The organism is Serratia sp. CY38905, assembly GCF_052168875.1.
GTDB classification, from domain to species: domain Bacteria; phylum Pseudomonadota; class Gammaproteobacteria; order Enterobacterales; family Enterobacteriaceae; genus Serratia; species Serratia sarumanii.
The window spans coordinates 836,640-861,688 of record NZ_JBJNLV010000001.1 but is presented as its reverse complement, the minus strand read 5'-3'; the positions used below and the strand labels follow the sequence as shown (position 1 = coordinate 861,688).

At 61.4% G+C, this 25,049-nt stretch carries 28 protein-coding genes; 9 read left to right on the top strand and 19 right to left on the bottom strand.

Annotated elements, in window-relative coordinates; genetic code table 11:
• Nucleotides 1-2 precede the first annotated feature (2 nt).
• Nucleotides 3-2,246 carry a molybdopterin cofactor-binding domain-containing protein gene (locus ACJ8MK_RS04330; protein WP_442517530.1) on the top strand — a complete coding sequence of 748 codons (2,244 nt, stop codon included), beginning with the start codon at nt 3-5 and terminating at the stop codon, nt 2,244-2,246.
• A gap of 22 nt (nt 2,247-2,268) precedes the next feature.
• Here ACJ8MK_RS04330 and ACJ8MK_RS04325 read toward each other — a convergent pair whose 3' ends face one another.
• The 6 genes from ACJ8MK_RS04325 to lsrK all read right to left on the bottom strand — a co-directional run bounded on the left by ACJ8MK_RS04325 (nt 2,269) and on the right by lsrK (nt 7,820).
• Nucleotides 2,269-2,571: a hypothetical protein gene (locus ACJ8MK_RS04325; protein ID WP_033637563.1), complete on the bottom strand. Its 303-nt coding sequence runs from the start codon at nt 2,569-2,571 to the stop codon at nt 2,269-2,271.
• Complete coding sequence (locus tag ACJ8MK_RS04320) at nt 2,568-3,203, bottom strand: AAA family ATPase (RefSeq protein WP_033637564.1); 636 nt, start codon at nt 3,201-3,203, stop codon at nt 2,568-2,570. Before ACJ8MK_RS04320 ends, ACJ8MK_RS04325 begins: the two co-directional genes overlap by 4 nt.
• 271 nt (nt 3,204-3,474) lie before the next feature.
• Complete coding sequence (gene yajD, locus ACJ8MK_RS04315; RefSeq protein WP_016928619.1) at nt 3,475-3,816, bottom strand: HNH nuclease YajD; 342 nt, start codon at nt 3,814-3,816, stop codon at nt 3,475-3,477.
• A 79-nt stretch (nt 3,817-3,895) separates the two neighbouring features.
• The gene (locus ACJ8MK_RS04310) at nt 3,896-4,789 is read right to left on the bottom strand and encodes a LysR family transcriptional regulator (protein WP_033637565.1); all 894 of its coding nucleotides are present in this window, start codon (nt 4,787-4,789) and stop codon (nt 3,896-3,898) included.
• Between the two features lie 59 nt (nt 4,790-4,848).
• Complete coding sequence (locus ACJ8MK_RS04305) at nt 4,849-6,033, bottom strand: MFS transporter (RefSeq protein ID WP_033637566.1); 1,185 nt, start codon at nt 6,031-6,033, stop codon at nt 4,849-4,851.
• A 221-nt stretch (nt 6,034-6,254) separates the two neighbouring features.
• Nucleotides 6,255-7,820 carry an autoinducer-2 kinase gene (gene lsrK / locus ACJ8MK_RS04300; protein WP_033637567.1) on the bottom strand — a complete coding sequence of 522 codons (1,566 nt, stop codon included), beginning with the start codon at nt 7,818-7,820 and terminating at the stop codon, nt 6,255-6,257.
• A gap of 193 nt (nt 7,821-8,013) precedes the next feature.
• Here lsrK and lsrG point away from each other — a divergent pair, with 193 nt between their 5' ends.
• The 3 genes from lsrG (at nt 8,014) to ACJ8MK_RS04285 (ending at nt 9,974) form a co-directional block, all read left to right on the top strand.
• On the top strand, nt 8,014-8,307 hold the full coding sequence (gene lsrG / locus ACJ8MK_RS04295; RefSeq protein ID WP_004939559.1) for a (4S)-4-hydroxy-5-phosphonooxypentane-2,3-dione isomerase: 294 nt from the start codon (nt 8,014-8,016) through the stop codon (nt 8,305-8,307).
• Nucleotides 8,308-8,394: 87 nt separating this feature from the next.
• Nucleotides 8,395-9,300 (top strand): EamA family transporter, encoded by a 906-nt coding sequence (locus ACJ8MK_RS04290; protein ID WP_033647025.1) that lies wholly within the window; start codon nt 8,395-8,397, stop codon nt 9,298-9,300.
• Between the two features lie 83 nt (nt 9,301-9,383).
• Nucleotides 9,384-9,974, top strand: a complete 591-nt coding sequence (locus tag ACJ8MK_RS04285) for a LysE family translocator (RefSeq protein WP_442517529.1) — start codon at nt 9,384-9,386, stop codon at nt 9,972-9,974.
• On the opposite strand, the gene ACJ8MK_RS04280 is transcribed toward ACJ8MK_RS04285, so the two are convergent.
• Nucleotides 9,950-10,777: a helix-turn-helix domain-containing protein gene (locus ACJ8MK_RS04280; protein WP_442517528.1), complete on the bottom strand. Its 828-nt coding sequence runs from the start codon at nt 10,775-10,777 to the stop codon at nt 9,950-9,952. The genes ACJ8MK_RS04285 and ACJ8MK_RS04280 overlap by 25 nt on opposite strands.
• Before the next feature lie 69 nt (nt 10,778-10,846).
• Here ACJ8MK_RS04280 and ACJ8MK_RS04275 point away from each other — a divergent pair, with 69 nt between their 5' ends.
• Nucleotides 10,847-11,065, top strand: coding sequence for a DUF7661 family protein (locus ACJ8MK_RS04275; RefSeq protein ID WP_033647021.1), 219 nt, complete (start codon nt 10,847-10,849; stop codon nt 11,063-11,065).
• A gap of 9 nt (nt 11,066-11,074) precedes the next feature.
• On the opposite strand, the gene ACJ8MK_RS04270 is transcribed toward ACJ8MK_RS04275, so the two are convergent.
• The 5 genes from ACJ8MK_RS04270 to ACJ8MK_RS04250 all read right to left on the bottom strand — a co-directional run bounded on the left by ACJ8MK_RS04270 (nt 11,075) and on the right by ACJ8MK_RS04250 (nt 15,352).
• Entirely contained in the window at nt 11,075-11,923 is an 849-nt protein-coding gene (locus ACJ8MK_RS04270; protein ID WP_033637570.1) for a PA4780 family RIO1-like protein kinase, read from the bottom strand.
• A gap of 120 nt (nt 11,924-12,043) precedes the next feature.
• Complete coding sequence (gene amyA, locus ACJ8MK_RS04265) at nt 12,044-13,534, bottom strand: alpha-amylase (protein WP_033647018.1); 1,491 nt, start codon at nt 13,532-13,534, stop codon at nt 12,044-12,046.
• Between the two features lie 118 nt (nt 13,535-13,652).
• Nucleotides 13,653-14,309 carry a DUF799 domain-containing protein gene (locus tag ACJ8MK_RS04260; RefSeq protein ID WP_033647017.1) on the bottom strand — a complete coding sequence of 219 codons (657 nt, stop codon included), beginning with the start codon at nt 14,307-14,309 and terminating at the stop codon, nt 13,653-13,655.
• Complete coding sequence (locus tag ACJ8MK_RS04255) at nt 14,306-14,662, bottom strand: DUF4810 domain-containing protein (protein ID WP_103798818.1); 357 nt, start codon at nt 14,660-14,662, stop codon at nt 14,306-14,308. The genes ACJ8MK_RS04260 and ACJ8MK_RS04255 overlap by 4 nt, the downstream gene beginning before the upstream one ends.
• Nucleotides 14,663-14,680: 18 nt before the next feature.
• Nucleotides 14,681-15,352 carry a CsgG/HfaB family protein gene (locus ACJ8MK_RS04250; RefSeq protein ID WP_033647014.1) on the bottom strand — a complete coding sequence of 224 codons (672 nt, stop codon included), beginning with the start codon at nt 15,350-15,352 and terminating at the stop codon, nt 14,681-14,683.
• A 481-nt stretch (nt 15,353-15,833) separates the two neighbouring features.
• Here ACJ8MK_RS04250 and ACJ8MK_RS04245 point away from each other — a divergent pair, with 481 nt between their 5' ends.
• Nucleotides 15,834-16,739 carry a bifunctional helix-turn-helix transcriptional regulator/GNAT family N-acetyltransferase gene (locus tag ACJ8MK_RS04245; RefSeq protein ID WP_103773781.1) on the top strand — a complete coding sequence of 302 codons (906 nt, stop codon included), beginning with the start codon at nt 15,834-15,836 and terminating at the stop codon, nt 16,737-16,739.
• 84 nt (nt 16,740-16,823) lie between these two features.
• Nucleotides 16,824-18,122: an SLC13 family permease gene (locus tag ACJ8MK_RS04240; protein ID WP_442517527.1), complete on the top strand. Its 1,299-nt coding sequence runs from the start codon at nt 16,824-16,826 to the stop codon at nt 18,120-18,122.
• Here the strand turns inward: ACJ8MK_RS04240 and dapF are convergent.
• The 3 genes from dapF to bhsA (ACJ8MK_RS04225) all read right to left on the bottom strand — a co-directional run bounded on the left by dapF (nt 18,097) and on the right by bhsA (ACJ8MK_RS04225) (nt 19,794).
• Nucleotides 18,097-18,972 (bottom strand): diaminopimelate epimerase, encoded by an 876-nt coding sequence (gene dapF, locus ACJ8MK_RS04235; protein ID WP_033647009.1) that lies wholly within the window; start codon nt 18,970-18,972, stop codon nt 18,097-18,099. The genes ACJ8MK_RS04240 and dapF overlap by 26 nt on opposite strands.
• Nucleotides 18,973-19,085: 113 nt before the next feature.
• A complete protein-coding gene (gene bhsA / locus ACJ8MK_RS04230; protein ID WP_060451404.1) occupies nt 19,086-19,343 on the bottom strand; it encodes a multiple stress resistance protein BhsA in 258 nt (85 codons plus the stop codon).
• A gap of 193 nt (nt 19,344-19,536) precedes the next feature.
• Nucleotides 19,537-19,794: a multiple stress resistance protein BhsA gene (gene bhsA, locus ACJ8MK_RS04225; RefSeq protein ID WP_033637578.1), complete on the bottom strand. Its 258-nt coding sequence runs from the start codon at nt 19,792-19,794 to the stop codon at nt 19,537-19,539.
• Nucleotides 19,795-19,970: 176 nt separating this feature from the next.
• On the opposite strand from bhsA (ACJ8MK_RS04225), the gene ACJ8MK_RS04220 reads away from it, so the two are divergent.
• A complete protein-coding gene (locus ACJ8MK_RS04220) occupies nt 19,971-20,615 on the top strand; it encodes a TetR/AcrR family transcriptional regulator (RefSeq protein WP_033637579.1) in 645 nt (214 codons plus the stop codon).
• A gap of 35 nt (nt 20,616-20,650) precedes the next feature.
• Here ACJ8MK_RS04220 and ACJ8MK_RS04215 read toward each other — a convergent pair whose 3' ends face one another.
• The 4 genes from ACJ8MK_RS04215 to ACJ8MK_RS04200 form a co-directional block, all read right to left on the bottom strand.
• A complete protein-coding gene (locus ACJ8MK_RS04215; RefSeq protein WP_033653453.1) occupies nt 20,651-21,469 on the bottom strand; it encodes a MetQ/NlpA family ABC transporter substrate-binding protein in 819 nt (272 codons plus the stop codon).
• Between the two features lie 19 nt (nt 21,470-21,488).
• The gene (locus ACJ8MK_RS04210; protein ID WP_033653452.1) at nt 21,489-22,157 is read right to left on the bottom strand and encodes a methionine ABC transporter permease; all 669 of its coding nucleotides are present in this window, start codon (nt 22,155-22,157) and stop codon (nt 21,489-21,491) included.
• Nucleotides 22,150-23,175: a methionine ABC transporter ATP-binding protein gene (locus ACJ8MK_RS04205; RefSeq protein ID WP_048233037.1), complete on the bottom strand. Its 1,026-nt coding sequence runs from the start codon at nt 23,173-23,175 to the stop codon at nt 22,150-22,152. The genes ACJ8MK_RS04210 and ACJ8MK_RS04205 overlap by 8 nt, the downstream gene beginning before the upstream one ends.
• Before the next feature lie 263 nt (nt 23,176-23,438).
• Nucleotides 23,439-23,882, bottom strand: coding sequence for an acetyltransferase (locus tag ACJ8MK_RS04200; RefSeq protein WP_015377088.1), 444 nt, complete (start codon nt 23,880-23,882; stop codon nt 23,439-23,441).
• 241 nt (nt 23,883-24,123) lie between these two features.
• On the opposite strand from ACJ8MK_RS04200, the gene ACJ8MK_RS04195 reads away from it, so the two are divergent.
• On the top strand, nt 24,124-24,996 hold the full coding sequence (locus tag ACJ8MK_RS04195) for an oxygenase MpaB family protein (protein WP_442517526.1): 873 nt from the start codon (nt 24,124-24,126) through the stop codon (nt 24,994-24,996).
• The last annotated feature ends 53 nt before the right edge of the window (nt 24,997-25,049 follow it).

Here is a 25,049-nt window from a genome sequence, read left to right as displayed (position 1 = left end):
GCATGGCGATCACCCGCAGAACCTTGCTAAAAGGCAGCGCGTTGGCGGTGGCCGCCATGCTGCTGCCGATATCGACGCGCAGCCTGGCGGCCGTGGTTTCGCAGGATGCGGCGCCGCCCGACGGTCAGTATGAATTGAACGATTGGATCTGGATCGATAGCGGCGGCCGCATCGTCATCGGCGTGTCGCAATGTGAGGTCGGGCAGGGGATTTACACCGGCCTGGCCGAAGTGGTGGCGGCGGAAATGGATGCCGATTGGGCGCAGGTGACGGTGAAGTTCGTCACCGGCCGCGATGCCTACCGCCAGGTTGCCGGGGGCGAGGCTTTCGCGCAGTTTGTCGCCGCTTCAACCTCCATGACCAAATTTTATCAGCGCACCCGGCTGGCCGGCGCGCAGGCGAGAGACTTTTTTCTGCGGGCCGGTGCGCGACATCTCGCGCTTTCACCGCGGCAGTGCCGTACGGAGAAAGGTTGGGTGATTGAGGAGGGCGGGCAGCGCAAGGTCGCCTATGGCGATCTGGTGCGCTATGCCGCCGAGTTGCCGTTGGATCCGCAGCCTGCTTTAAAGAGCGAAGCGCAAGAGCAAGAGAGTTTCATCGGCAAGCCGCTGTTGCGGGTCGATACGCCGGAGAAAGTGGACGGCAGCGCAATTTACGGTATCGATATCGACCTGCCGGAGATGCTGATCGGCGTCCCCTGGATGGTGCCCGATCTCAGCGGAAAGCTGGTCGCCGTGCGTAATGAACGGCAGATCCGGGCCATGCCGGGCGTAGTGGATCTGGTGCTGACCCGGCAGTGGTCGATGAACAACATGGTCGGATTGGATCACGATATGTCGCTCAATACGGTGATCGTGGTGGCGGCGAGCTACTGGCAGGCCAAAAAGGCGGCGGATTTGCTGGAGGTCGACTGGCTGCCGGGCGCAGGGCAAGCGCTGTCCGGTAGCGCGATTGCGGCGGAGAATCTGGCGATGCTGGACGGCGATACCTTGGTGCCGGCGGTCAATCGCGGTGAGGCGTCGGCGTTGATCCATGACGCTGAGCAGGGTTCGCGCCTGCATGAGGCGCGTTACGGCGCGCCTTATGTGGCGCATGCCACCCTGGAGCCTTGCAACGCCACCAGCCATTATGAAGAGGGCCGTATCGAAACCTGGGGCCCTTTCCAGGGGCAGGACATGGTGCGCAACGTTCTGGCGAAAATGTTCGGGCTGAAGCCGGCGGATGTGGTGGTGAATACGACCTACCTGGGGGGCAGCTTTGGGCGCAAATATCTGCCGGATGCCGTAATGCATGCTACCGCCGCCTCCCGGGCGGTGGGGAAACCGGTCAAGGTGATCTATCCGCGCGAGATCGACATGCGGCATGAATATTATCGTCCGGCCTGCATCAGCCATTATCGGGCGCTGCTGGATGAAAACGGCTACCCGCAGGCGCTGTGGGCGCGCTATGCCGGGCAGTCGCTATTCTGGCAAATGCGGCGCGAAACGGTACACGAGGCCGGGGGATGGGATGAAAGTATGGTGGAGTGCGTTTACAGCACGCCGTATCGCATCCCTCATCTGAAGGTGGAGGCCGGCATCGTCGAACAGCCGATTTCCCTGAGCTATCTGCGCGGCGTCGGCAGCGTCGCCAGCCTGTTCTTTTTGGAAAGCTTTATCAGCGAACTCAGCCATAAGGCCAAGCGGGACGAGTATCAGTATCGGCGGTATCTGCTGCAGGGCAACCCAGAGGCGTTGCGCGTACTGGAGGCTACCGCGGCGGCGGCGGGTTGGCAGCGCGAACCGTCGCCGGGTGTTTATCGCGGGATGTCGTGCAATATTTGGCTCGGCCGCAATAACGCTTTCACCACTTACGTCGGTTTGGTGGTTGAAATCGCCATTCAGGAAGGGCGGCTGCGGGTGCTGCGCGCGGTATGTGCGATTGACTGCGGCAAGGTGATAAACCCGAACCTGGTGCGCGCCAACGTAGAGGGCGGCATCGGCTTTGCGCTGACCACCTGTCTGCACAGCGAACTGCACTTTGAACGGGGCGGTGTGGTGGAAGGGAATTTCGATCGTTATCCGCTGCTCGCGATCGCCGAAATGCCCAAGGTGGAAGTGGTGGTGCTCGACAGCGCGCGTGCGCCGCAGGGATGCGGAGAAGTGTCGACTGCGGTGGTCGCTCCGGCGATAGCCAGCGCGCTGCATAAGGCCACCGGCAAAACCTATCGTACGATGCCGTTCCCACGCGAGTTCTCCTCGGTGTAACGGCCCGCCGGCTGCCGCGCGCTCAGAGCTTCTTCAGCAGCGCCAGCAGCTGCGCTTCGCTTTTCTCCGCCAGCCCGTCGATGGCCAGCTTGATGATGTCGGAGCGGGTAATGCGCACGATGCCGCTGCGCGCCGCCTGCACGATCACTTCATCGATGGCTTCAATGTGGCTGTCCGTCAGGCTGACGGAAATCGCCTTATAGGTGCGCTTGCGGCCGGCCGGTTTGGCTTCCGGCGCGGGCGCCGCGACCGGCAGCGTGTGCGAGGTGGCGCTGTTGATGAATTCGTCTTCCGACATGCGGTGGGTGGGGGTGCGCTTCTTCACAGGATCACCTCTTTCACCAGGCATTCAATTTCGCTCTGCGCCTTTTCGTTGTTCGCCTCATGCACGGTGATGGCTTCGCCCCAGGCGTCACGGTAAATCTTGCGGTCGCACAGGCGGTGGCTCACCAGGGTGAACTCCGGATATTCGCTCAGCACCTGCGCCGCTTCGTTGGCTTCATTGATGAAGATGTTGGTCGGGCACATGTTCAGCACGATGTAGCCTTTGACCTTCTCGTTGTATTCCTGCGCGGTGGAGAACATCTCCGACAGATAGCCGATGGTGTCGAGATCCATCTGCGAAGGGCGCAGCGGCGAGAGGAACAGATCGGCGGCCAGCAGCCCGGAGCGCAGTTCGGCGCTGTCGCGGCCGGCGGTGTCGACGATTACGTAGTCGTAATGGCGATCCAGTTCCAACAGCGTTTCCTTGATTTTGCCCGACGCGGCCACCACCGGAATGTGCGGCAGCCCCTCGACGTTCTGACGGTCGTTGTACCAGGTCATGATCGATTTCTGGTCGTCGGCATCGACGATGATCGCCGTCTTGCCTTGCTTAAGAATCAGATACCCGGCGATATTCACCGCTTTCGTCGATTTGCCGACGCCGCCTTTTTGCGAGCCAATCAGAACAATCATGCTGCCATCTCTCAAGTTATTAAGCTGATAACTTATTAAGTTAATGTGCTTATTAGGTTGATAATCAAACAGGTTAACAAGAACAACTCGCGAACAATATGCACCAACTGCGGCGGCTTGCCAAGCCAGTATGTCGTTAACTGCGCAGCTTATTTTGCGCTGGATGGCCCGGATGGGTAAGTAGGAATTCTCTGGGAAGTGGCGGAACGGAAGAGGGAGTTGTTAATTTAACAGCTTAATAAGTTAGTGGCTCATTAAGCTGTCGGTGGCGTTACTTCTTCATCATCGCCTTCAGGTTGGCGAACGGGTTATGGGTGGCGACGCCGACATCTTTCTGCGCGTCTTCACCGGCCACCACCGTCGAACCGTATTGATCGGCCTCGGTGTATTTCGAGTGCTCGTGGTCGTGGCAGTACAGGCACAGCATTTCCCAATTGCTGCCGTCTTCGGGGTTGTTGCTGTGATCGTGATCGATGTGGTGCACCGTCAGTTCGCGCAGGTTGGAATAAACGAACTCGCGCGAGCAGCGCCCGCATACCCAGGGGAACAGTTTCAGCGCTTTTTCGCGATAGCCGGTTTCCAGCTTCGCATAGTTTTTGGGGATATAGGCCATGGTGGTCGTCCGTCGTGAATCACTATGCGGCAAATAATACCACACTGCGTGCGGCGACAACGTGCGGCTCATCCTGTCGCTAGCGAAATGTCTCCACCGCCCAGTCGATAAACGCCCGCAGCTTGCCGCTGAGGTGGCGATTGGACGGGTACACCACGTACATCTGCTCCGGCGGCGGCTGCCAGTCGTGCAGCAGGCTGACCAGCTCGCCGCGCTCGAGGTGCGGCTGCGCCATAAACCGATAGATCTGGATGATGCCCAATCCGGCCAGGCTCGCCGCCAGCAGCGCGTTGCCTTCGTTAATGCTGACCGGGTAGCGCTGTTGAATGGCGATCTCTTTGCCGCGTTCGACATAGCGTTGCGGATGGATGCGGTCGTTGACCGGATGGCGGTAGTGCACCATCGGAAAACCCTGTTCCAGATCGCACGGGTGGCGTGGGGCGCCGTGGCGCGCCAGATAAGCCGGGGTGGCGCAGCTGACCCAGTCCAGATCGAACAGACGCCGGGCGATCAGGCTGGAGTCGGCCAACGGGCCGCTGCGAATCACGCAGTCCGCGCTGTCGCTGATCAGATCGATAACGCGATCGCCGATGCTGAGATCGATCTGGATTTGCGGGTAGCGTTCCAAAAAGCCGGGCAGCGCCGGCAACAGCAGCTGGCGGGCGGTGCCGCTGCCGGTATCGATGCGCAGCACGCCCTGCGGAGAATTCTGTGACTCGGTCAGACAGCCCTCCATCTGCTCCAAATCCGCCAGCCATTTCACCGTATTCTGGTAATAGCATTCGCCTTCGCGGGTGACCGACACGCTGCGGGTGGTGCGCTGGAACAGCTTGGTCTGCAGGTGATCCTCCAGATTCTGGATCAGCTTGGTGACCGTCGCTTTCGGCATGCCCAGCGAATCGGCGGCGCGGGTAAAACCGCCGGTTTCCACCACGCGGTTAAATACCCGGATAGCGAGCAAATGATGATCCATAGGTTCCCAACGTCATGCCCCGGCAGTGGCCGGGGCATGTTTCTGCAGATAAATAATGATTAACACTGTTTAGCGCCAATCGCGCCGGAGCGCAAGCTGAGGCCGAACACCAGCGTGGCGGAGAGGATCAGCGCGCCGCCGAACAGCATGGCGCTGCTGACGCCCTGCCAGTCCACCACCTCGCCGCCCAGCAGTGCGCCGGAGGCCAGTGCGATCTGGATGACGCACACCAGCAGCGCCTGGCCGGCTTCCGGCGCCTGCGGCACCGCGGCGAACATCCAGTTGGTGGCGCAGACCGGCACGGCACCGAACGCCAGCCCCCAGACCAACACCATCAGCGTGGCGCCGGCGAGGCCGCTGAGCAGCGGCGAAACGATCAGAATGCCCGCCAGCATGGCGGCGATCAGGATAAAGGTGGCGCGCAGGCTGTGTTCCGCCAGGCGCTCGCCGAGGAAGGTGCCCAGCAGGCCGATGGCGCCATAGGCCAGCAGCTGCAGCGAGATCGCCGATGGGCTGAGCACGAACACCTGTTGCAGCAGAGGGCGCAGATAGGTATAGGCGGCGAAGTGGCCGATGAACAGCAGCACGATGGCGATCAGGCCGATGCGCGCCATCGGCAGGCGCAGCGGCAGCACCAGATCGCGCGGCGTAACCGGCCGGGAAGGCGGTACCGACGTGAGTAAACGCAGCTGCGCCAACAGTACACCGACCGCCAGCGCCGCACCGCCGAAGAAGGCGGCGCGCCAGCCGAACAGATCGCCGATCAGCGCCCCCGCCGGCACGCCGCACACCGCGCCGACCGAGATGCCGCTGAGGATCAGCGCGGTGGCGCGGCCCTGGCTGGCTTCCGGCACCAGATGGCGGCCGTAGTTGGCGGCGAACGACCAAAAGCCGCCGACGCAGACGCCCAGCAGCACGCGGCCCAACAGCATCATCGGGAAGTTGACCGCCAGCGCCGCCACCAGGTTGGACACCATCAGCAGCAACGACAGTCCCAGCATTAGCAGGCGTCTGTCCAGCCGGCCGGAAGCCAGGCTCAACACCGGTGCGGCCACCGCCGCCACGATGCCGGGCATGGTGACCATCAGCCCGGCGGTGCCGGTGCTGACGCCGAGCGAAGGGGCGATGTTGGTCAGCAGGCCGATCGGCAGAAACTCGGTGGTGACCATGACAAAACAGGCGACCGTCAGCGAGAAGATCGCCGGCCACGGGGATGATGCAGGTTTATCTTTATTATTCAGCATAATGCCGCTCGTCTTGGGTGAATGCGCAGGCCGCGCTCGGGGCGCGGTGTGACCGAAGTCACAATCTACGGCAGGCCGAAGCCGCGGATAAATCCGTTTGCGGTGGTTACACTGTTTCTGAGGGGAAACAATCGCCGGCGGCGAGTGAAAACGCGGCTTGCGCCGCGCTGCGGGGGAAAGGAATAAAACGGCATAAGGTTATGACCGAATGCCGCTTGCGTTTAAAGCCCCGGCGCTTTCCACAGCGAGGTGGTCAGGCCGTTATCCACCAGCGTCAGCTGATCGGCGTAAACCTGCCGCCAGGTTTCTTTCTGTTCCTGATACAACGCATGGTGGGTCATGTCGGGTTGATGCTCGCGCTCCCAGCGCACCAAGCGTTCGCCGGTTTCGGCCAGCGACTCGAACAGCCCGGCGCCGACGCCGGCGGCGATCGCGCAGCCCAGCGCGGTGGCTTCTTTCACCACCGGCACCCGCACCGTCAACCCGGTGACGTCGCTGAGGATCTGGCTCCACAGCTTGCCCTTGGCGCCGCCGCCGGCGAACACCAGCGAGCGCGCCTGCACGCCGGAGAAGGCGGCGATCTGTTCCAGGTTGCAGGCGGAGACGATGGCGGCGTTCTCCTCCAGCGCGCGGAACAGCGTCTGTTTATTGCAGCGCTCCGGGTCGATCGACATATTGATGAACGACGGCGCCGCGTGATACCAGGTTTTGAAATGCATGGCGTCGGAGAAAATCGGCATCACGCCGTAGGCGCCCGGTGGCACCCTGGCCGCCATCTCTTCCAGCAGGCTGTAGGCATCGACCCCCAGCCGCTCCGCCAGCAATTTTTCCTCCGCGCAGAAGGCGTCGCGGAACCAGCGCATGGTCAGGCCGGTAAAGAAGCTGATGGATTCCGCCTGCGCCATGCCGGGAATGACGTGGGGGTTGATGCGGATGTTCATCTCCGGATCGATGGCCGGCTCCGGCAGGTTGACGATCTGCTGCCAGAAGGTGCCGCCGAGCACCGCCGTCTGCCCGGCGCGCACGATGCCAAGCCCCAGGCTGCCGAGCTGCACGTCGCCGCCGCCCATCACCACCGGGGTGCCGCGCAGCAGCCCGCTCTCCTGCGCCGCCTGTTCGGTGACGCGCCCCAGCACGCTGCCGGTCTCTTTCACCGGCGACAAAATATCGGCGCGCAGCCCGGCCATGTCGAGCAGCGCCGGCCGCCAGTCGCGGCTGGTCAGATCCAGCATGCCGGTGGTGCCGGCGTTGGAAGGATCGACCGCCAGCTCGCCGCTGAGCATGTTGGCCAGCCAGTCGCTGATCATGGTCAGCGTCGCCGCCTGGCGGTAGATGTCCGGCCGATGGTGCGCCAGCCACAGCAGACGCGGCATGGCACTCAGCGCCAGCGTCTGGCCGGAGTATTGATACACCTCGCGTTCGAAGCCGTGGTTATGCAACTCTTTCAGCTCGCTGACTTCGTGGCTGGCGCGCGCGTCGACGTTGGCGCAGGCCCAGATCGGCACGCCGTTGCGGTCGTACAGAACGATGCCTTCACGCATCGAGCAGCAGGCCACCGCGCGTATCGCCTGCGCCGTCAGCCCGGCGCGCTGTAAGGCCTGGCGAATGCACTGGCAGGCCAGCTGCCAGTTGCGGCTGAGGTCAAACTCCATCGAGCCGGGCACGCCCGGCACCGCCAGGTGTTGCCACTCCGCCTGGCCGTGCGCGATCTGATTGCCCGCCAGATCGAAGATCACCGCGCGAATACTGCCCGTTCCTGCGTCCAGCGCCATCAAGTAGTTATCCATAGCCTATGCTCTCAGGGGGAGGAGTGTTAACTATAGATGCCGCCGCCTTACCCCGCCGGGGGAGGAGTGGGCGTCGCCGATGCGATTTGTGAGCCAGGCGGCAAAATTGCCGTTGCGGCAGGGCAATCGACGGGAATAAACCTATGGTTGGAAAGCGCCATGCTACGGCGCGCCGTTCAAACAAGGAGCTGTCATGCACGTCACATTGGTTGAGATCAACGTTAAACAAGACAAAATCGACGAATTTATCGATGTTTTCCGCGCCAATCACCTGGGTGCAATCGAAGAGCCGGGCAACCTGCGCTTCGACGTGCTGCAGGACGAACAGATTCCGACGCGGTTTTACATCTACGAAGCCTATCGCGACGAGCAGGCGGTGGCGGCGCACAAGCAGACCCCGCACTACCTGCAGTGCGTGGAGAAGCTGGAAGCGCTGATGACCGGCCCGCGCAAGAAGACCACCTTTATCGGCCTGATGCCGGAATAATCGCCGGCGTTTGCCGGTGTCCATACGCCCGGTTTGGTTGTAACCTGCAAGCTAAAGCGAATTTTCAATGGGATAAGCGGGGCGAGGATGACATTGCGCGATCGGCTGTTGGCGCTGTTGGTGGTGGTGATCTGGGGCGTGAATTTCGTCGTGATCAAGTTCGGTTTACAGGGCATGCCGCCGTTTCTGCTGGCCGGGATGCGTTTTTTGCTGGTGGCGTTGCCGGCGATCTTCTTTATCCCGCGCCCGACGATCCCGTGGAAATGGCTGCTGCTGTACGGCATGACCATGAGCTTCGCGCAGTTTGCCTTCCTGTTTGTCGCCATCAAGGTGGGCATGCCGGCGGGGCTGGCTTCGCTGGTGCTGCAGGCGCAGGTGTTCTTCACCCTGCTGTTGGGTGTCGTGCTGATGGGCGAAAAGCTGCGCGTCAACCATTTCGTCGGCATCGCTATCGCCAGCGGCGGCATGCTGGTGCTGGCGCAGGCCAGCCTGCATAAGCCGGGCAGCGGCGCGGTCCCCCTGGCGGGCCTGCTGCTGACGCTGGCGGCGGCGTTTTCCTGGGCGCTGGGCAACCTGACCAACAAGAAGATCCTGGCCGGTTTCCCGCAGCGCAACATTTTGTCGCTGGTGGTGTGGAGCGCGCCGATCCCGGTCGTGCCGTTCCTGGCCTGCAGCTGGCTGTTCGACGGCCCGCAGGCGGTGCTGAGCAGCCTGGGCCATGTGCAGGTCGGCACCTGGCTGGCGGTTGCCTACCTGGCGTTTGCCGCCACGCTGTTCGGTTATTCGGTGTGGGGCAGCCTGCTGGGGCGCTATGAAACCTGGCGCGTTGCGCCGCTGACGCTGCTGGTGCCGCTGGTCGGGCTGTTCGCCGCCTGGCTGCTGCTGGATGAAGCGCTGTCGCCGGCGCAGTTCGGCGGCGCATTGCTGGTGCTGGGCGGCATGGCGGTCAACACCTTCGGGCTGCCGCGCCGCCGGGCGGCGATCGCGCGTTAAACCGAACAGGGCAATTCTGTTCAATACCTTGCCGACGGCGGTCGGCATTCTGGCGCCTGTGAATACTTTCTCAGGTGACCATCATGAATATCTACCTTTCCATGGCCGCGTTTGCGCTGGCGGCCTCCATCACCCCCGGCCCGGTCAACATCGTCGCATTGAGTGCCGGGGCGCAATTCGGCTTTGGCGCGGCCCAGCGCCACGTGTTCGGCGCCACGCTGGGGTTTACCCTGTTGCTGGTGCTGCTGGGATTGGGCATGCACCAGCTGCTGATCCTGTGGCCGGCGCTGACCCGCTTGATTCAGTGGGCCGGCGTGGCTTTCCTGCTGTTTATGGCCTATCGGTTGGCGGTTGACGACGGCAGGTTGGGCAGCGGCGCGGCGCGGGCGCCTTCCTGCCGCTACGGCGCGCTGATGCAATGGCTGAACCCCAAGGCGTGGCTGGCGTCGGTGGCCAGCCTCGGCGCCTTTGTCGGCGACGGCGACATCCGGCTGCTGTGGCAGTTCGCCGGGCTCTACTTCGTGATTTGCTATGCCTCGGTGGCCTGCTGGGCCTATGTCGGCGCGATGCTGCGCGGCCTGCTCAGGCAGGCGCGCAACGTGCGGCGTTTCAACCGCGCGATGGCGCTGCTGTTGGCGGCCAGCGCCTGCTATCTGCTGGCGGAGGTTTTTTGATACTGCCCCGGCGTGGCGGCCAGCAGCTGCTTGAAGGTGCGCTGGAAGTGCGCCTGATCGGCAAAGCCGCTTTCGCTGGCGGCCGCGGCGATCGGCAGGCCGCTTTTCAACAGCCGATGGCCGTGCTGCACGCGGCGGTTAACCAGATAGGCGTGCGGCGTCATGCCGTAACGCTGGCGGAAGGCGCGGATCAGGTAAGAAGGGGACAGCGCGGCGGCGCGGCAAATGTCGTCCAGCGTCAGCGGCCGGGTGCAGTGCGCGTCGATAAACGCCGCCGCCGCTTCCAGTCGGGTATGCGGCGGTGTCTCCGGTTGGCGGGCATCGCCCAGCCCGAGCTGCAGGGCGCTGAAATACTCCACCATGGCGATCTGTTTTTCCAGCGCGCTGCACAGCGGATCCGTCAGCAGCGCATAAAGCCGGTTCAGGCCGTGGAACAGCGCCGGATCGCGGCTCAGCGGCTGGCTGAACGGAACAAAACGGTCGCCGTCGCCGCCGAGCAGCTCCTGCTGCAGCGCGCCGAGCCAGGCGAGATCGAGATAGAACATGATGTATGACCAACGGCGGTCGGCGATGGGGTTGCAGGCATGCGCCTGCTGCGGGTTGATGACAACCAAATCGCCGGCGCCGACCTGCATGCGCTGCTCGCCGTTGACATAGGTGCTGACGCCGCCGGTGATGGCGCCGATGGAAAAGAATTCGTGGCTGTGCAGGCTGTAGCACACCTGGCGGCCATCCGCGATGGCGCGGGCTTCGACGAACGGCAACTGCGGATCGCGCCAGAACTGCGGCGTTTTTTCACTCATACGCTTTCCTTTTCACTGCGGCGGCATCACAGTGTTATAGCCTGAAAGCGACGAGAGGGGGAATGGCGGATGATGATTTTTAACGTATTCGGCCGTCTGCTGGGCGTGAAGCGCATCGGGGACGAATGGCGGCTGTTCCGCGTGACGCTGCCGGAGCGCAAGTATGCCCCCAGCTACGATATCGTGCTGCCGGCCGACCTGCGCGAAGAGGAGATCGCCGGCTATCTGGGGGATATTTATCACGAGGCGGCGACGCTGCAGCGGCCGGAGGTGTTTCGCGTCGAATAGCGCGGCGCGTTACTCTTCCGCGTTGCGCGCCATCATGCGGCGTTGATGCTCCTCGCCGGCGGCCTGGATCTCTTCCAGCACCGAGCCGACGTCGGCGCGTTTCAGGGTTTCGCTGAACCGGCCGCTGAGGACGCTGTCCGGCGTCAGGTTGCCTTCCTGATACAGCGCCCAAATCTCTTTGGCGTATTGGCTATCGCGCAGCTCCGGCGCGAACTGGCCGTAATACTCCGCCAGATTGCCGATATCGCGCTCGAACATGCTTTTGGCGTGGTTGTTGGCGGCGGCGTCCACCACCTGCGGCAGGTCGATGATCACCGGCCCGTCTTTATCCATCAGCACGTTGAATTCCGACAGGTCGCCGTGGACCAGGCCGGCGCACAGCATGCGCACCGCGTAGTTCATCATTAGGGCGTGATCGGCGCGCGCCTGTTCCGGCGTCAGGATGACATCGCTCAGGCGCGGCGCCACCAGGCCTTCTTCGTCGGTGATCAGCTCCATCAGCAGCACGCCGTCCAGGCAGATATCCGGCTGCGGCACCCGCACCCCGGCCTTGGCCAGCAGATACAGCGCGTCCACTTCGGTGTTTTGCCAGGCTTCTTCCTGCTGCTGGCGGCCGAATTTGGAGCCTTTGCTCATGGCGCGCGCGTCGCGGCTGTTGCGCACCTTGCGCCCTTCCTGATAGTGAACGGCCTGCTTGAAGTTGCGCTTCTCGGCCTCTTTGTACACTTTGGCGCAGCGGATCTCATCGCCGCAGCGCACGATAAACACGTCGGCTTCTTTGCCGCTTTTCAACCGGCGGATGACGTCGTCGATTAATCCGTCATCAACCAGCGGCTGGAGTCGTTTTGGAATTTTCATGCAGCCTTGTACCCTATTTAGGCTCCGGTGTGAATGGCTTGCGCAGTTGATAGCGTAAGTTAGACCCGAAAGGCAAACATTAGTTTTGCCGCCGCTGCATCATTGCGCGGCGGCGGGCGCTTACAGGCTGGCGGCCGGCACCCAGACGCTGACGCTGCCGGCGTTGACCGGGAAATGGGCGCTGCCCTGGTCGTCGGTGGTGATTTCCTCCTGACGGTTGCCGAGGAAATCGCGCCAGGCGGTGTGCGCCAGATCGGCGCCCAGCGCGACCGTCTTGCCGCTTTCGCCGCCGTTGGTCAGCACCACCACGCAGCCGGGGGCCTCGGCGGTGCCGGCGCGGCTGAAGGCCACGCAGTGGCTGTCGTCGAAGTAGTCGGTTTGCGGGCCGTTGGCGAAACGCTGGCGGGCGGCGATCAGCTTCTCCAGCTCCGGGATCGCCGGCATATCAATCTGGTACTCGCCGCCGTCGCGCCCCTTGTCGCGGTAGCTGGCGCCATACAGGTCGGGGTAAAACACGCAGGGTACGCCCTGTTCGCGCAGCAGGATCAGCGCGTAGGCCAGCGGTTTGAACCAGGGTTCCACCGGCGCTTCCAGCGACTGCAGCGGCTGGGTGTCGTGGTTGGCGACCAGCGTCACCGCGTGGGCCGGATCGGCGGCGGTCAGGGTATCGGTGAAGATTTGCGCCATGTCGAAGCCGTCGCCCTGTTTCGACGCCTGATGAAACTTCAGGTGCAGCGCCACGTCGAACAGCATCACCTTGCCGTCCACCAACTCGATGTATTGTTGCAGCGCGCTCAGATCGTGCGACCAGTATTCGGCAACGATCAGCAGGTCGCGCTGCGCGCTGTCGCGCACGTGATCCGCCCACTCTTTGAAGAACCAGGCGGGAATGTGTTTGGCGGCGTCCAGGCGGAAGCCGTCGCACGGCAGGCTTTCCAACAGCCAGCGCGCCCAGTATTTGAGTTCCTCCGTCACGGCGGTATTGCGGAACTCCACGTCGGCGCCCATCAGATAGTCGTAGTTGCCCTTTTCGTCGTCGACCTGATCGTTCCAGCCGTCGTCGCCATAGTCGTTGGCGATTTTGAACACCCCTTTGTCGTCCGGCTGCTCAACGTAGTCGACGCCGCTGAAGCATTTGTAATCCCAGATAAACTCGGAATGCACGCCCTGGCGGCCGGGAAAGGTGAAGCGGGTGTAGGCCAGCGCGTCGAAGCCCTGGTCGTCGATGTCGTTGCGGTTGTTGGCGTCCACCTTGAACACGTGTACCTGTTCTTTCTCGTCCGCGCCGAGCTTGTGGTTGAACACCACGTCGTAGAGCACCCCCACGCCGTGTTCGCGCAGCGTATTGGCGGCGTGTTCGAGCGCCGCCTTGTCGCCGTATTTGGTGGCCACGCTGCCTTTCTGGTCAAACTCGCCGAGATCAAACAGATCGTAAGTATCGTAGCCGACGGAGTAGCCGCCGGAAGCGCCCTTGCAGGCGGGCGGCAGCCACAGATCGGTGATGCCCAGTTCGGCGAGGTGCGGCGCGCGCTCGGCGGCCTCCTGCCACAGTTTGCCGCCGTCGGGGTAGTACCAGTGGAAGAATTGCAGCAGGGTGGTTTTTTTCGTCATGAGCCAGCGTCCCGGTTAGCCAGAAGGAGAGGAGCAGTTGCCGTTAAAGCATGGGCTACTTTTGGCAAAAGGGACAAGTTTGGCATAGGCGGCCCGAGAAGGCCGCCCGAGAGACGGCTTAACGCTGGCTGGCGTAATGAGGTGAGCGTGGGCCATAAAGAATGGCGCCGTTCTGACCTGTCGCCGATAGCAGGCGGGTATTGGCGATGGCGCCAACATCAAATCCTTTGTCGCTGATGGTATCGGCGATTTGCGAAATCGCGGCGCTGATCACCATGCCCAGCAGGCCACCGGAGTTGTTGTTGCCTTCGTTGCTGGATGCGGTGGCGGTGCCGGCCCACAGCTGTTTGCCGTTGCGCAGATCGACCAGGCGAGCGGCTACGGTAACGCGGGTTTCGCTGCTGATCACCATGTAGCTGGTACCGTATTGCGTGACATCCAGGTACAGCACGGTGTCGGCGCCGAAAATCTGGTGCAGTTTTTTCGGACTGACGGCGCGGATGTCGTTGGCGTTGGTTAGGCCGTTTTGCAGGAAGGTTTCCTCCACTACAGCGACCGGCAACACATAGTAACCGGCCTCGGCTAGCGGCAAGGTGGCGCTGGCGAGCACGCTGTGGCTGGCTTTGACGTCCGGCGACTGGTTAACCGGCGGCAAGACCAGGATCGACTTCGGCTTGCTCTCATGGAACGCCGCATAATCATAAGGCGTCTGCTTGGCACAGCCGCTTAGCAACAGGGTGGCGGCAACGGCTAGGAAAGTGAGTACACGTTTCATTTAAAGCTCCCTTTATCCCTGGCCATCAGGAAATTCATAAACGGCGCCGACTCCGGGAACAGCGTTTTTTCCGTGTTGAATTCATTCATGGCTTGTCCGTCGTTGCCGATTTTGCTGTACAGCAGCCCCAGCTGCGCATGCAGACCTGGCGGTACGGCTTTATCCTTGGCGCGGGATTTCTCGACGATCTCTTTCAGCGTGGCGATCTGCTGCTCAGGGCTTTGCCCCTCCTGCTGGTAGTATTGATAGAGAGAAGTCTGGTAGCCATCCCAATTGTAAAGCGTTTTCGGCGCGGCGCAGCCGGCCAGCAGGGTCGCTGCAAACAGCGCCCCGCCCATTCTTTTAGTTATCATCTTTCTGCTTCTATTCCGTTAGTTAGCAGGGCGCCATGCGCCGTTTTCGATACCGGTGACCAGGTTATTGACGGCTTCACGCACGGCCAGATCCAGCACCTTGCCGTTGAGGGTGGAGTCGTAGCTGGCGGTGCCCCCGAAACCGATGATTTCGCGATTGGACAGTTCGTATTCACCGGCGCCCTGAGCGGAATAGACGACTTCTGAGGTCTGTACGTTTACGACGTTCAGATTGACTTTGGCGTAAGCGACCTGTGATTTACCACGGCCCAAAATCCCCCACAGCTGATGATCGCCGACTTCTTTACGGCCGAATTCGGTGACATCGCCGGTAATCACATAGTTGGCGCCTTTCAGCGTTTGCGCCTTCCCTTTAATGCCGGCTTCAGTTTTCAACTCTTCCATGTTGGCGCGATCCAGCACGTTGAAACGGCCAGTCTGCTGCAAATGCGTGATCAGGATAGTCTTGGACTGATTGCCCAGCCGATCGACGCCATCGGAGAAGATGCCGTTCATGTAGCTGGATCGGTTGTCGAATTTGCCGACGGCGATAGGGCTGCGTGGGCCCTGATAAGTGGTGTTGTAGGAAGCCACTTTCGGCACTTCCAAAGAGCGGGAGGATTCGGTCGCGCAGCCCGCCAGCAAAGTGACGGAAAGGGCAACGGAACAGACGGCGAGTGATTTTTTCATTGGCATGCGATCTCTCCATGAGCATAAAACAGCGCGGGAGCAACCCGCGCCCGACGTTGACATAACGAACGTTGTCGCCGTTATGGAAACGCCGCGATCCTGCCATGAATATGTAACAAATTACAACAAGATATCGGCATTAATGTCGCTATTAACATTGTTGTAACCTATTGGAATGCAATGAATTAGTATCGATTTTCTCTTGTCATCACAGCGTTTTCCACGATTGTGCATTTTTTGTCTGGGTTATTGTCTTTTTAATCGCAAACATATGGCCATTAATCCTGAAATATTTTAACTAATCAGTTTGTTGTATTGAGTAATGTTACGTTTTGCATCAACTCCTGTGTTATGCCGGGGTTCATGGCGGCTTGATGATCCGTTAAGGTAGTGAAAATTAGGTAACACTATCAACCAAGTGTCATTTTTCATCGGTAGCTAATCGGGGATATCAATTGTGAACATCAGGGATTTCAGAGCATTGGCGCGTAGTTTGGTCAGAGAATTCGGTATGTTGAACAAGCAGAGCAACGGCTCGCGCTTTTCGCCGCTGCAGATCCATCTGATGATCGAAGTCAGCGAGCAGCCGCTGGGCGTCACCGAGCTGGCGGCCCGGCTTTGCATCGACAAGGCCAGCGCCAGCCGGGCGCTGCGCAGCCTGGTGGCCGCCGGCGTGATAGAAACGGTGGATCATCCGGATGACAAGCGGCACAACCTGCATCGGCTGAGTAAAAAGGGCGGCAAGGCGCTGGCCGGCATCGAGAGCGACGCCGACGGTTTTATGCAGGCGGCGCTGGCGCAGTTGGACGACGATGAGCTGGCGAGCACCACGGCGGCGATGAAAAAGATGACCGCGGCGCTGCGCAGCGCGCGCAAACAGCGCGACGCCAACCTGCGGGTGCGGCCGATCGCCGCGCGCGACGATGCGGCGATGGCGGCGATCATTCGCGACGTGTTTCGCGAGTACGGTATGGACAAGATGGAAGGCGTCAGCCTGCACGATCCGGATCTCGATCGGCTGACCGGCCTGTATCGCGACAACGGCGGCCACTACTGGGTGCTGGAGCGGGAAGGGCAGGTGGTGGGGGGCGTCGGCATGGCGCCGCTGGCGGGCGAAGAGCCCGGCTATTGCGAGCTGCAGAAACTGTTCTTCAAGCCCGGCGCGCGCGGGCTGGGCATGGCGCGCTATATGGTGGTGCAGGCGCTGAAGGCGGCGCGGGCGGCGGGGTATCGCTACTGCTACCTGGAAACCACCGAACAGTTGAAAGAGGCGATCGGGCTGTACTACGCGCTGGGGTTCACGCTGTTGACGGAACGGCGCGGCAACACCGGCCATCACGGCTGCAACGTGTGCATGCTGAAAAATCTGCAGAACGACGATATGTGAGCGGTTTCAAGGTTAGCGCCCGCGCCTTGTGCCACCCTGTTAACCGTTTGATAACAATCACAACGTTTTATCAGGGAGGAAACTATGTTGGGGGATCCGATGGCGCTGTCCGCGCTGGTCACGCTGGTGGTCATCGCGCTATGGGCCAGCGCCCGCTTACCGGAGTATCTGGTCGCGCTGCTGTTCTTCGCGGCGGTGATGGTGTTGCAGCTGGCGCCCGCCGCAGTGACCTTTTCCGGTTTCGCGTCTTCCGCATTCTGGCTGGTGCTCAGCGGTTTCGTGCTGGGCACCGCCATCCGCAGCACCGGCTTGGCGGATCGCCTGGCCAACCGGCTCTTGCCGCACCTGGCCGGCTCCTGGCCCCGCCTGGTGGGCGGGGTGGTGGCGATAAGCTACGCGCTGGCGTTTGTCATGCCTTCCAACATGGGGCGCATTACGCTGCTGATGCCGATCGTCATGGCGTTGGCCGATCGCGCCGGTCTGGCTGAGGGCACGCGCGGCCACATCGGTTTGGCGCTGGCGGTGGGGTTCGGCACCTTCCAGCTCTCCGCCAGCATCCTGCCGGCCAATGTGCCCAACCTGGTGATGAGCGGCGCGGCGGAAAGCGCCTACGGCAGCCACTTCGCTTATCTCTCTTACCTGCTGTTGCACGCCCCGGTGCTCGGGATCGCCAAAGGCGCACTGCTGACGCTGTGCATCTGCGGCCTGTTCCGTGCGCGGCCGCAGCCGGTGGCGGCCGAGGCGGCGCAAACCCCGCTCAGCGCCGCCGAATGGCGGCTGATCGCGCTGTTGGGCGCCACGGTGTTGCTGTGGATGACCGACAGCTGGCACGGCATCGCTCCCGCCTGGATCGGGTTGGCGGCGGCCTGCTTGTGCCTGTTGCCGCGTATCGGGTTTCTCAACGGCGAGCAGTTCGCCGCCGGGGTTAACGTGCGCACCTGCATCTACGTGGCGGGGATCCTGGGGCTGACGGCGCTGGTCAGCCACTCGGGGCTTGGCGATCGGCTGGGCGGTGCGCTGCTGGCGATGATGCCGGATCTGCACGGCAAACCGTTCACCGCATTCGGTTCGCTGGTGGGGATCACCGCGTTGCTGAATTTCGTGGTGACCGCCAACGGCGTACCGGCGCTGTTTACCCCGCTGGCGCAGGCGCTGTCTGCGGGCAGCGGCCTGCCGCTGCTGACGGTGCTGATGACCCAGGTGATCGGTTACGCCACGCCGCTGCTGCCGTATCAGGCTTCGCCGATCGTGGTGGCGATGGGGATGGGCAAAGTGCCGGCGCGCGAAGGGCTGAAGCTGTGCCTGCTGTTGGCCGCGCTCAGCTTTGCGCTGCTGGTGCCGTTGGACTATCTGTGGTTCAGGCTGCTGGGGTGGATCCCGTAAACAGCCCCGCGCCGCCGGCAAAACAATCTTCGTCCAGCGTCAGGGTGGCGATTTTATGCACCGGTCCGCGCATGCTGACCTGAAAATCGCCGCTGAAGGCGATCTGCAGTTCGCCGCCCGGCATCCGCACGCTAACCCGATCGCCGACTCGTCCCAACTTGCGCATCACGCTGGCGGCGGCGCAGCTGCTGCTGCCGGAGGCGAGGGTAAAACCGGCGCCGCGCTCCCAGATGCCGATGCGCAGCGTCTGGCGATCGACCACTTCCACCAGTTGTACATTGGTGCGTTTCGGGAACAGCGGATGGCGTTCAATCTGCGGTCCGAGCCGATGCACCTGCGCCAGATCAAGTTTCTCCACCGGCACCACGCAGTGCGGGTTGCCCATCGACACCAGCGAAACGCTTAACGTCTCCTCCCTCAGGGGCAGGGGATAGTTCAGCGCCTCCGGCAGATCGATCAAGGCCGGCAGCGCCGCCGGGCTGAAATTGGCGCGCCCCATCTCCACGGTTATCTGATGCGCGTCTTCCGCCACTTGGCAACGCACGTCGCCGCCGGCGGTGTGCACCAGAAACGGCTGATGCCCCACGCGCTCGCTGTCGAACAGATACCGCGCGTAGATACGCAGGCCGTTGCCGCTTTTCTCCGCTTCGGAGCCGTCCGGGTTGATGATGCGCAGGGTGGGATTGACGGCGTCGCCGCTGTCGATCAGCAGGCCGTCGGAACCGATGCCGTAATGCGGGTGGCACAGCAGGCGGATCTGTTCCTGGCTCAGACGATCGGCGACCGAACGGTGGCATACCAGGTAGTCGTTGCCCAGGCCGTGATATTTGTGAAACAGCAGGGGAGTCATGTCGTTGCTCGGCTCAGCAAAAAAAGGTTGCTACAGCTTACAACAGAACGTTGGCGTCAAAACAAACAAAAGGCGGCCTGAGCCGCCCTTTTGCACGATTACCTATCTGGCAATTAATTGTAGATGATCGCGGTACCGTGCAGTTTGTTGTCGCCGGTGGTGGCGATGATCTGGAAGGATTTGGCGCCGGCAGCGTCGGCTTTGGCCGCCAGTTTGTTTTCCAGGCTGCTCAGGTCGGAAGCACCGCTGACGGTAACGACGCCGGCTTTTTGCAGATCTGCCGGTTGAGCGTTGACCAGTTCGGCGGCGGAGCTGCCGAAGGAGACGGAGGCCAGTGCGATGGCGGCGATGGTCATTTTCAGGTTTTTCATGGTCTTATTTCCTATCTATGTTCTTTACGATGTTTGTTTTGTAAGGTCGTTAAATTAATTAACGATCGATAATTTAATGTTAGATGCCGGTTTGACGGATTGCAAGTATTTTTTTAATGCTCGTTAATTAATTTTTTTTGATGCCCTGGCGTCGGGAGCAGAATTTCTCGCGATCCGCTGGTTTAATGTCTTGTTATTGATAGATTTCTGCGGTTCCATGCAGCTGGTTGTTACCACCGGCGCCGATGATGCGGAAGGATTTGGCACCCGCCTGATCGGCTTTGGCGGCCAGGCTGCTTTCCAGCGAGGTCAGATCGGACGCGCCGCTGACGGTGATGACGCCCACTTTCTGCTGGTCTGCCGGTTGGTTCTGGACTAAATCGGCGGCGAAGCTGCCGAAGGAAACGCTGGCCAGAGTGAGAGCTGCTAAGGTTAATTTTAAGTTTTTCATAATGTTAATTCCTTTCCGATAACGGTGAATAGAGGGTTTTAATCCGCTTCGCTAAATTATCTTAACGATCGATAACTAAATGCTAATCGGTTCTCGACGAAGGCGCAATATTTTTTTATAATGATCGTTAATTTATTTGTGCTAACCCTGCCGTGGAGCGGGATAGGAGAGGAACGATGAGCATCAATGAAGAGGTTTGCGGCAAGAAAAGCCGCGGCAGACCGAAACAATTTGATCGCGACCGGGCGCTGGAAAGCGCGCTCGATCTGTTCTGGCGGCACGGTTATGAAGCCACCTCGCTGGCCGATCTGGTGGAAGTGACCGGCGCCAAGGCGCCGACGCTGTATGCGGAATTCGGCAACAAGGAAGGAATGTTCCGCGCGGCGGTGGAACGCTATCTGCAAAAATACACCACCTGCACCAACCAACTGTTGGAGCAGGATCTGCCGGTGGCCGAGATCGTCGAGGCCTACGTACGCTCTTCCGTCGAAGTGTTTACCGACCCCGATACGCCGTCAGGCTGCTTTATGGTGTGCGCCTCGGCCGCGCTGTCGTCTGCGTCCGACGACGTCGCCCAGATGCTGCGCAGGAAACATCATGCGCAGGAAGCGGCGCTGAAGGCCTGCTTCGATCGCAAGGTGCAGCAGGGCGAACTGCTGGCGAAAACCGACACCACGCTGCTGGCGAAATACGTGATTTGCACCATTGAAGGCATGTCGGTGCAGGCGCGCGAAGGGGCAAGCCGGAGCGATCTGCTGCGGTTGCTGGAGGCGTTGATGCTGGTGTGGCCGCGGCTCAGCCAGATCGGCAATAAGGTGTAACAACCGGCCCGGCTTTTACCGGGCCGTGTAACCGATTATTGATTGACCGGGATCACCGCGCCCTGATATTTCTCGCGGATAAAGTCCTGAATCGGTTTGGAGTGCAGCACCTTCACCAGCGCCACGATCTCCGGCTTGTTCACGTCGGCCTGGTGCACGGTGATGATGTTGGCGTACGGGTTGTTTTCGCCGCTTTCGACCGCGATCGGATCTTTGGTCGGGTTCAGCCCGGCGTCGATGGCGTAGTTGGCGTTGATCACCACCGCGTCGCCTTCGTCGTTGTTGTACATCTGCGGCAGCAGCGCGCCCTCAACGTTGGCCTGGAATTTCAGGTGTTTCGGGTTTTCCACCACGTCGGTGATGCGCGCGTCCACCTTGCTTACCCCCGGCTTCAGCTTGATCACGCCTTCCCGCTCAAAAATAGACAGGATGCGGCCTTCTTCCGCCACCGCGTCGCGCATGATGATTTTGCCGTTTTCCGGCAGATCTTTCAGGCTCTTGTACTTCTTCGAGTAGATGCCGATAGGCTCAATATGGATCGCGCCGGCGCTGACGAAGTCGTAGCTCTTGTCGTCGGCGTGGTCTTTCAGCACCGAGTTCAGATAAGGCACGTGCTGGAAGTAGTTGGCGTCGATGTCGCGGCTGGCCAAGGCGGTGTTCGGCAGAATGTAGTCCTGGAAGCGCTTGATCTGCAGGTCGATGCCTTCCTTCGCCAGTATCGGCTTGGCCTGTTCGAGGATCTCGGCGTGCGGCACGTTGGAGGCGCCGACCACCAGCTTGGTCGCCGCGGCGGCGCCGTAAGAGGCGAGGGTGGCGACGGAGGCGAAAGCCAACATCAGTAGGTGCTTTTTCATCATCGTTTTCCTTGGTTAATTAACGTTTATCGAGCGTTCTTGTCAGGGTGTCGCCGATGAACTGAATGACGAAAACGATCAGCAGAATCGTCAGCGTCGCCACCAGCGTCACGTCACTGTGGTTGCGTTGGAACCCTTCCAGATAGGCCAGGTTGCCCAGGCCACCGGCGCCGATCACTCCGGCCATCGCGGTGTAGCTCACCAGCGCGATCAGGGTGACGGTGATGCCGGAAACCAGCGCCGGCGAGCTTTCCGGCAGCAATACGCGGAAAATCAGGGTGCGGTTTTTGGCGCCCATCGAGCGCGCCGCTTCGATCACCCCTTTGTCGACCTCGCGCAGCGCGATCTCCACCAGCCGGGCGTAGAACGGCGCCGCGCCGACGATCAGCGCCGGCAGGGCCGCGTCCGCGCCGAGAATGGTGCCGATCAGCGATTTGGTGAACGGGATCAGCAGCACGATCAGAATGATGAACGGAATGGAGCGGAAGACGTTGACCAGTACGGAGATCAGCGAGTAGACCGCCCGGTTCTGCCACAGCTGGCCTTTCGAGGTTAAAAACAGCAGCACGCCGAGCACGATGCCCAGCACCAGCGTGGCCAAACCGGCGATGCCGGTCATGTACAGCGTTTCCCAGGTGGCGTCCCACAGTGAGTCCAGACGCAGGTGGGGGAACAGGGACTCAATCATGTTGGATAACCTCGACGGCGATATCTCTTTCGTGCAGCAGGCTGAGCATGTCGGCGACTTGTTGTTCGTTGCCTTCGGCGTGAATGTACAGTTCGCCGAACGAACCGTTGAGGGTGTGGCTGATCTTGCCGTGCAGAATGTTGACGGTCAGGGCATAGCGCCGGATCACTTCAGAGATCACCGCCTGATGGGTTTGCACGCCCACGAAAGTCAGCTTGAAAATCGCCCCCGGCAGATGGGCGGTGAGCAGCGGGTTGAAGCTCTCTTCGGTATCCGCATACTGCGACACCTGTTTGACGAACTGCCGGGTGATCGGCTGCTGTGGCCGGGTGAACACGTCGAGTACCGGGCCTTCTTCGACGATGCGGCCGTTTTCCATCACCGCCACGCGGTGGCAGATTTTGCGCACCACGTGCATCTCGTGGGTGATCAGCACGATGGTCAATTTCAGCTGGCGGTTGATATCCAGCAGCAGGTCGAGAATGGCGTCGGTGGTCTGCGGGTCGAGCGCCGAGGTGGCCTCGTCGCACAGCAGCACGCTCGGGTTATTGGCCAGCGCGCGAGCGATGCCGACGCGCTGTTTCTGGCCGCCGCTGAGCTGCGAAGGGTAGGCGTCTTCACGCCCCTGCAGGCCGACCAGCGCGATCAGTTCCGCCACGCGCGGCGCAATCTGCGCCTTGGGCACGCCGGCGATCTGCATGGAAAATGCGATGTTTTGGCTGACGGTGCGCGACCACAGCAGGTTGAAGTGCTGAAACACCATGCTGATTTTCAGGCGCGCCTGGCGCAGATGGCTGCCTTTGGCGCGGGCGATATCGAAGCCGCCTACGTCAATGCGGCCGCTGGTGGGCGTTTCCAGGCCGTTAAGCAGGCGGATGAGCGTGCTTTTGCCGGCGCCGCTGTAGCCGATGATGCCGTAAATTTGCCCGGCCTCTACTGCCAGACTGACGTTGTCTACCGCCACGACGCGGCCCTGTGTGCTGTCAAAAGTTTTGCAAACGTTCGAAAGAACGATCATAGCGAAGCGGATCCTTATCGATACATCACAGCATTCCGTCCAGAGCGCGGTGCGCCGGACAGGGATCGTTCGGCTTTTCGGCGGGCACAACCCGGCGGGGAGTGGCGGACGGAACCTCTGTTGCGGGTGAATACCGGGCAATCCTACCGAGGGTTTATAGTGACAGGAAGAATGTAAATTCTATTACTTATTCTGATTTGATATATAAAGCGGCGGGTGAAACAGGGGGGAGAAAACCGGCCGCAGGGCGGCCGGCGGGAGGGCTAGCGTTTGTCCAGCTTCATGTGCAGCAGCGGGAACGGGTTGCCCTGGCCGTCGAGCGGCGAGCGGCCGGTGATGACAAACCCGTAGTGGCGGTAGAAGCCGCTGGCCTGCGGATTTTGCTCGTTCACGTCCAGCTGCAGCTCATCGTGCAGCGTTTCCGCGTGGGTCAGCAGCGCTTTGCCCACCCCTTTGCCGCGCTGATCGGCGTCGATAAACAGCATCTCCACCTTGTTGCCGTTCAGGCCGATAAAGCCGCAGGGGTGCCCCGGCCGCTCTTCGGCCACCCAGACGTTAACCGCCGGCAGGTAGTCGTTCAGCACCAGCGGGAACAGCTGCGCGATGTTGTCTTCGGTTAAAAAATGGTGAGTGGCGCGCACCGAACGCAGCCAGATATCTGCCAATTGCGCGTTGTCTTCCGCCGCGCGTGCTCTGATGGTAATCATCGAACTCTCTGCTATCTAAGTTGGAGGAAAAAAACTAGATAGAGGTTTTGTGGGGTTAGTGCCGAATTAACGTGGGTTAACGCCCTGCAAAGCGCCTCTGCAGTGGATCGAATAGGCCCGCCTTTCTGCCAGCGGTATAATAACTGTAATTCAGTAAGTTAATGCTTTCAACCGCCGCAGGGCGTAATGGGGCGCCCGCCGCGTGATACACTGGCCGCTGAATGAGCGAGAGGGCAGCAGGATGGAAGCGGTACGCGCAGCGATAGAAAAACAGGTGCTCAGCCTGACCGGGCTGGCGCTCGGCGGCGTCGATTTTGAGAACCCGCCGGGCGATCCGGGCTTGTTCGGCCCGCAGTCGGTCATCTGGCAGGTACACCGCGATTTCACCCCGATGCTGTGCGGCGGCGTCAGCGCCTTGCTGCTGCAGATGCTGCACCCGCTGGCGCTGGCCGGGGTGTGGGATCACTCCAACTTCCGCGACGATATGATTGGCCGCCTGCGCCGCACCAGCCAGTTCGTGTCGGTCACCACCTTCGGCCCGACCGCCGAGGCGGAGCGGCTGATCGCCAAAGTCAAAGCCATCCATCTGCGGGTGACCGGCGTCGGCAGCGACGGCACGTCTTATGCCGCCAGCGATCCGGCGCTGCTGACCTGGGTGCACGTCGCGGAGAGCAGCCGTTTTCTGGCCAGCCACCTGCGCTACCGCAACCCCCATCTTTCCCGCGATTTGCAGGATCAATACTACCGCGAAGCGGCGCGCGTGGCCGCCGCGCTGGGGGCGACCGCCATCCCTCAGTCCTGCGCGGAGGTCGAAGAGTACCTGCAGGCGATGCGGCCGCAGCTGGTCTGCGATGAACGCACGCAAGAGGTGGCGCGCATTCTGCTGAAGGCGCCGGCGCCGAGCGCATTGGCGCGCCCGCTCGGCGGGGTGGTGATGCAGGCGGGCATCGATCTGTTGCCCGAATGGGCGCAGCGGCAGTTCGGTTTTCATCCGGGCGCGCTGCGGCGGCGGCTGGTGCGAACGGGCGCCGCAGGCCTCGGCAAGGTGCTGGGCGCGTCGATGCGCAACGGCTCCTATCAGCGCGCGGTGCGGCGCATCACTCAGCCGTCATGAGCCACAGCCGCTATAATTAGTCTTTGTTTATCTTCGTTTACGGCCGCTTTTGA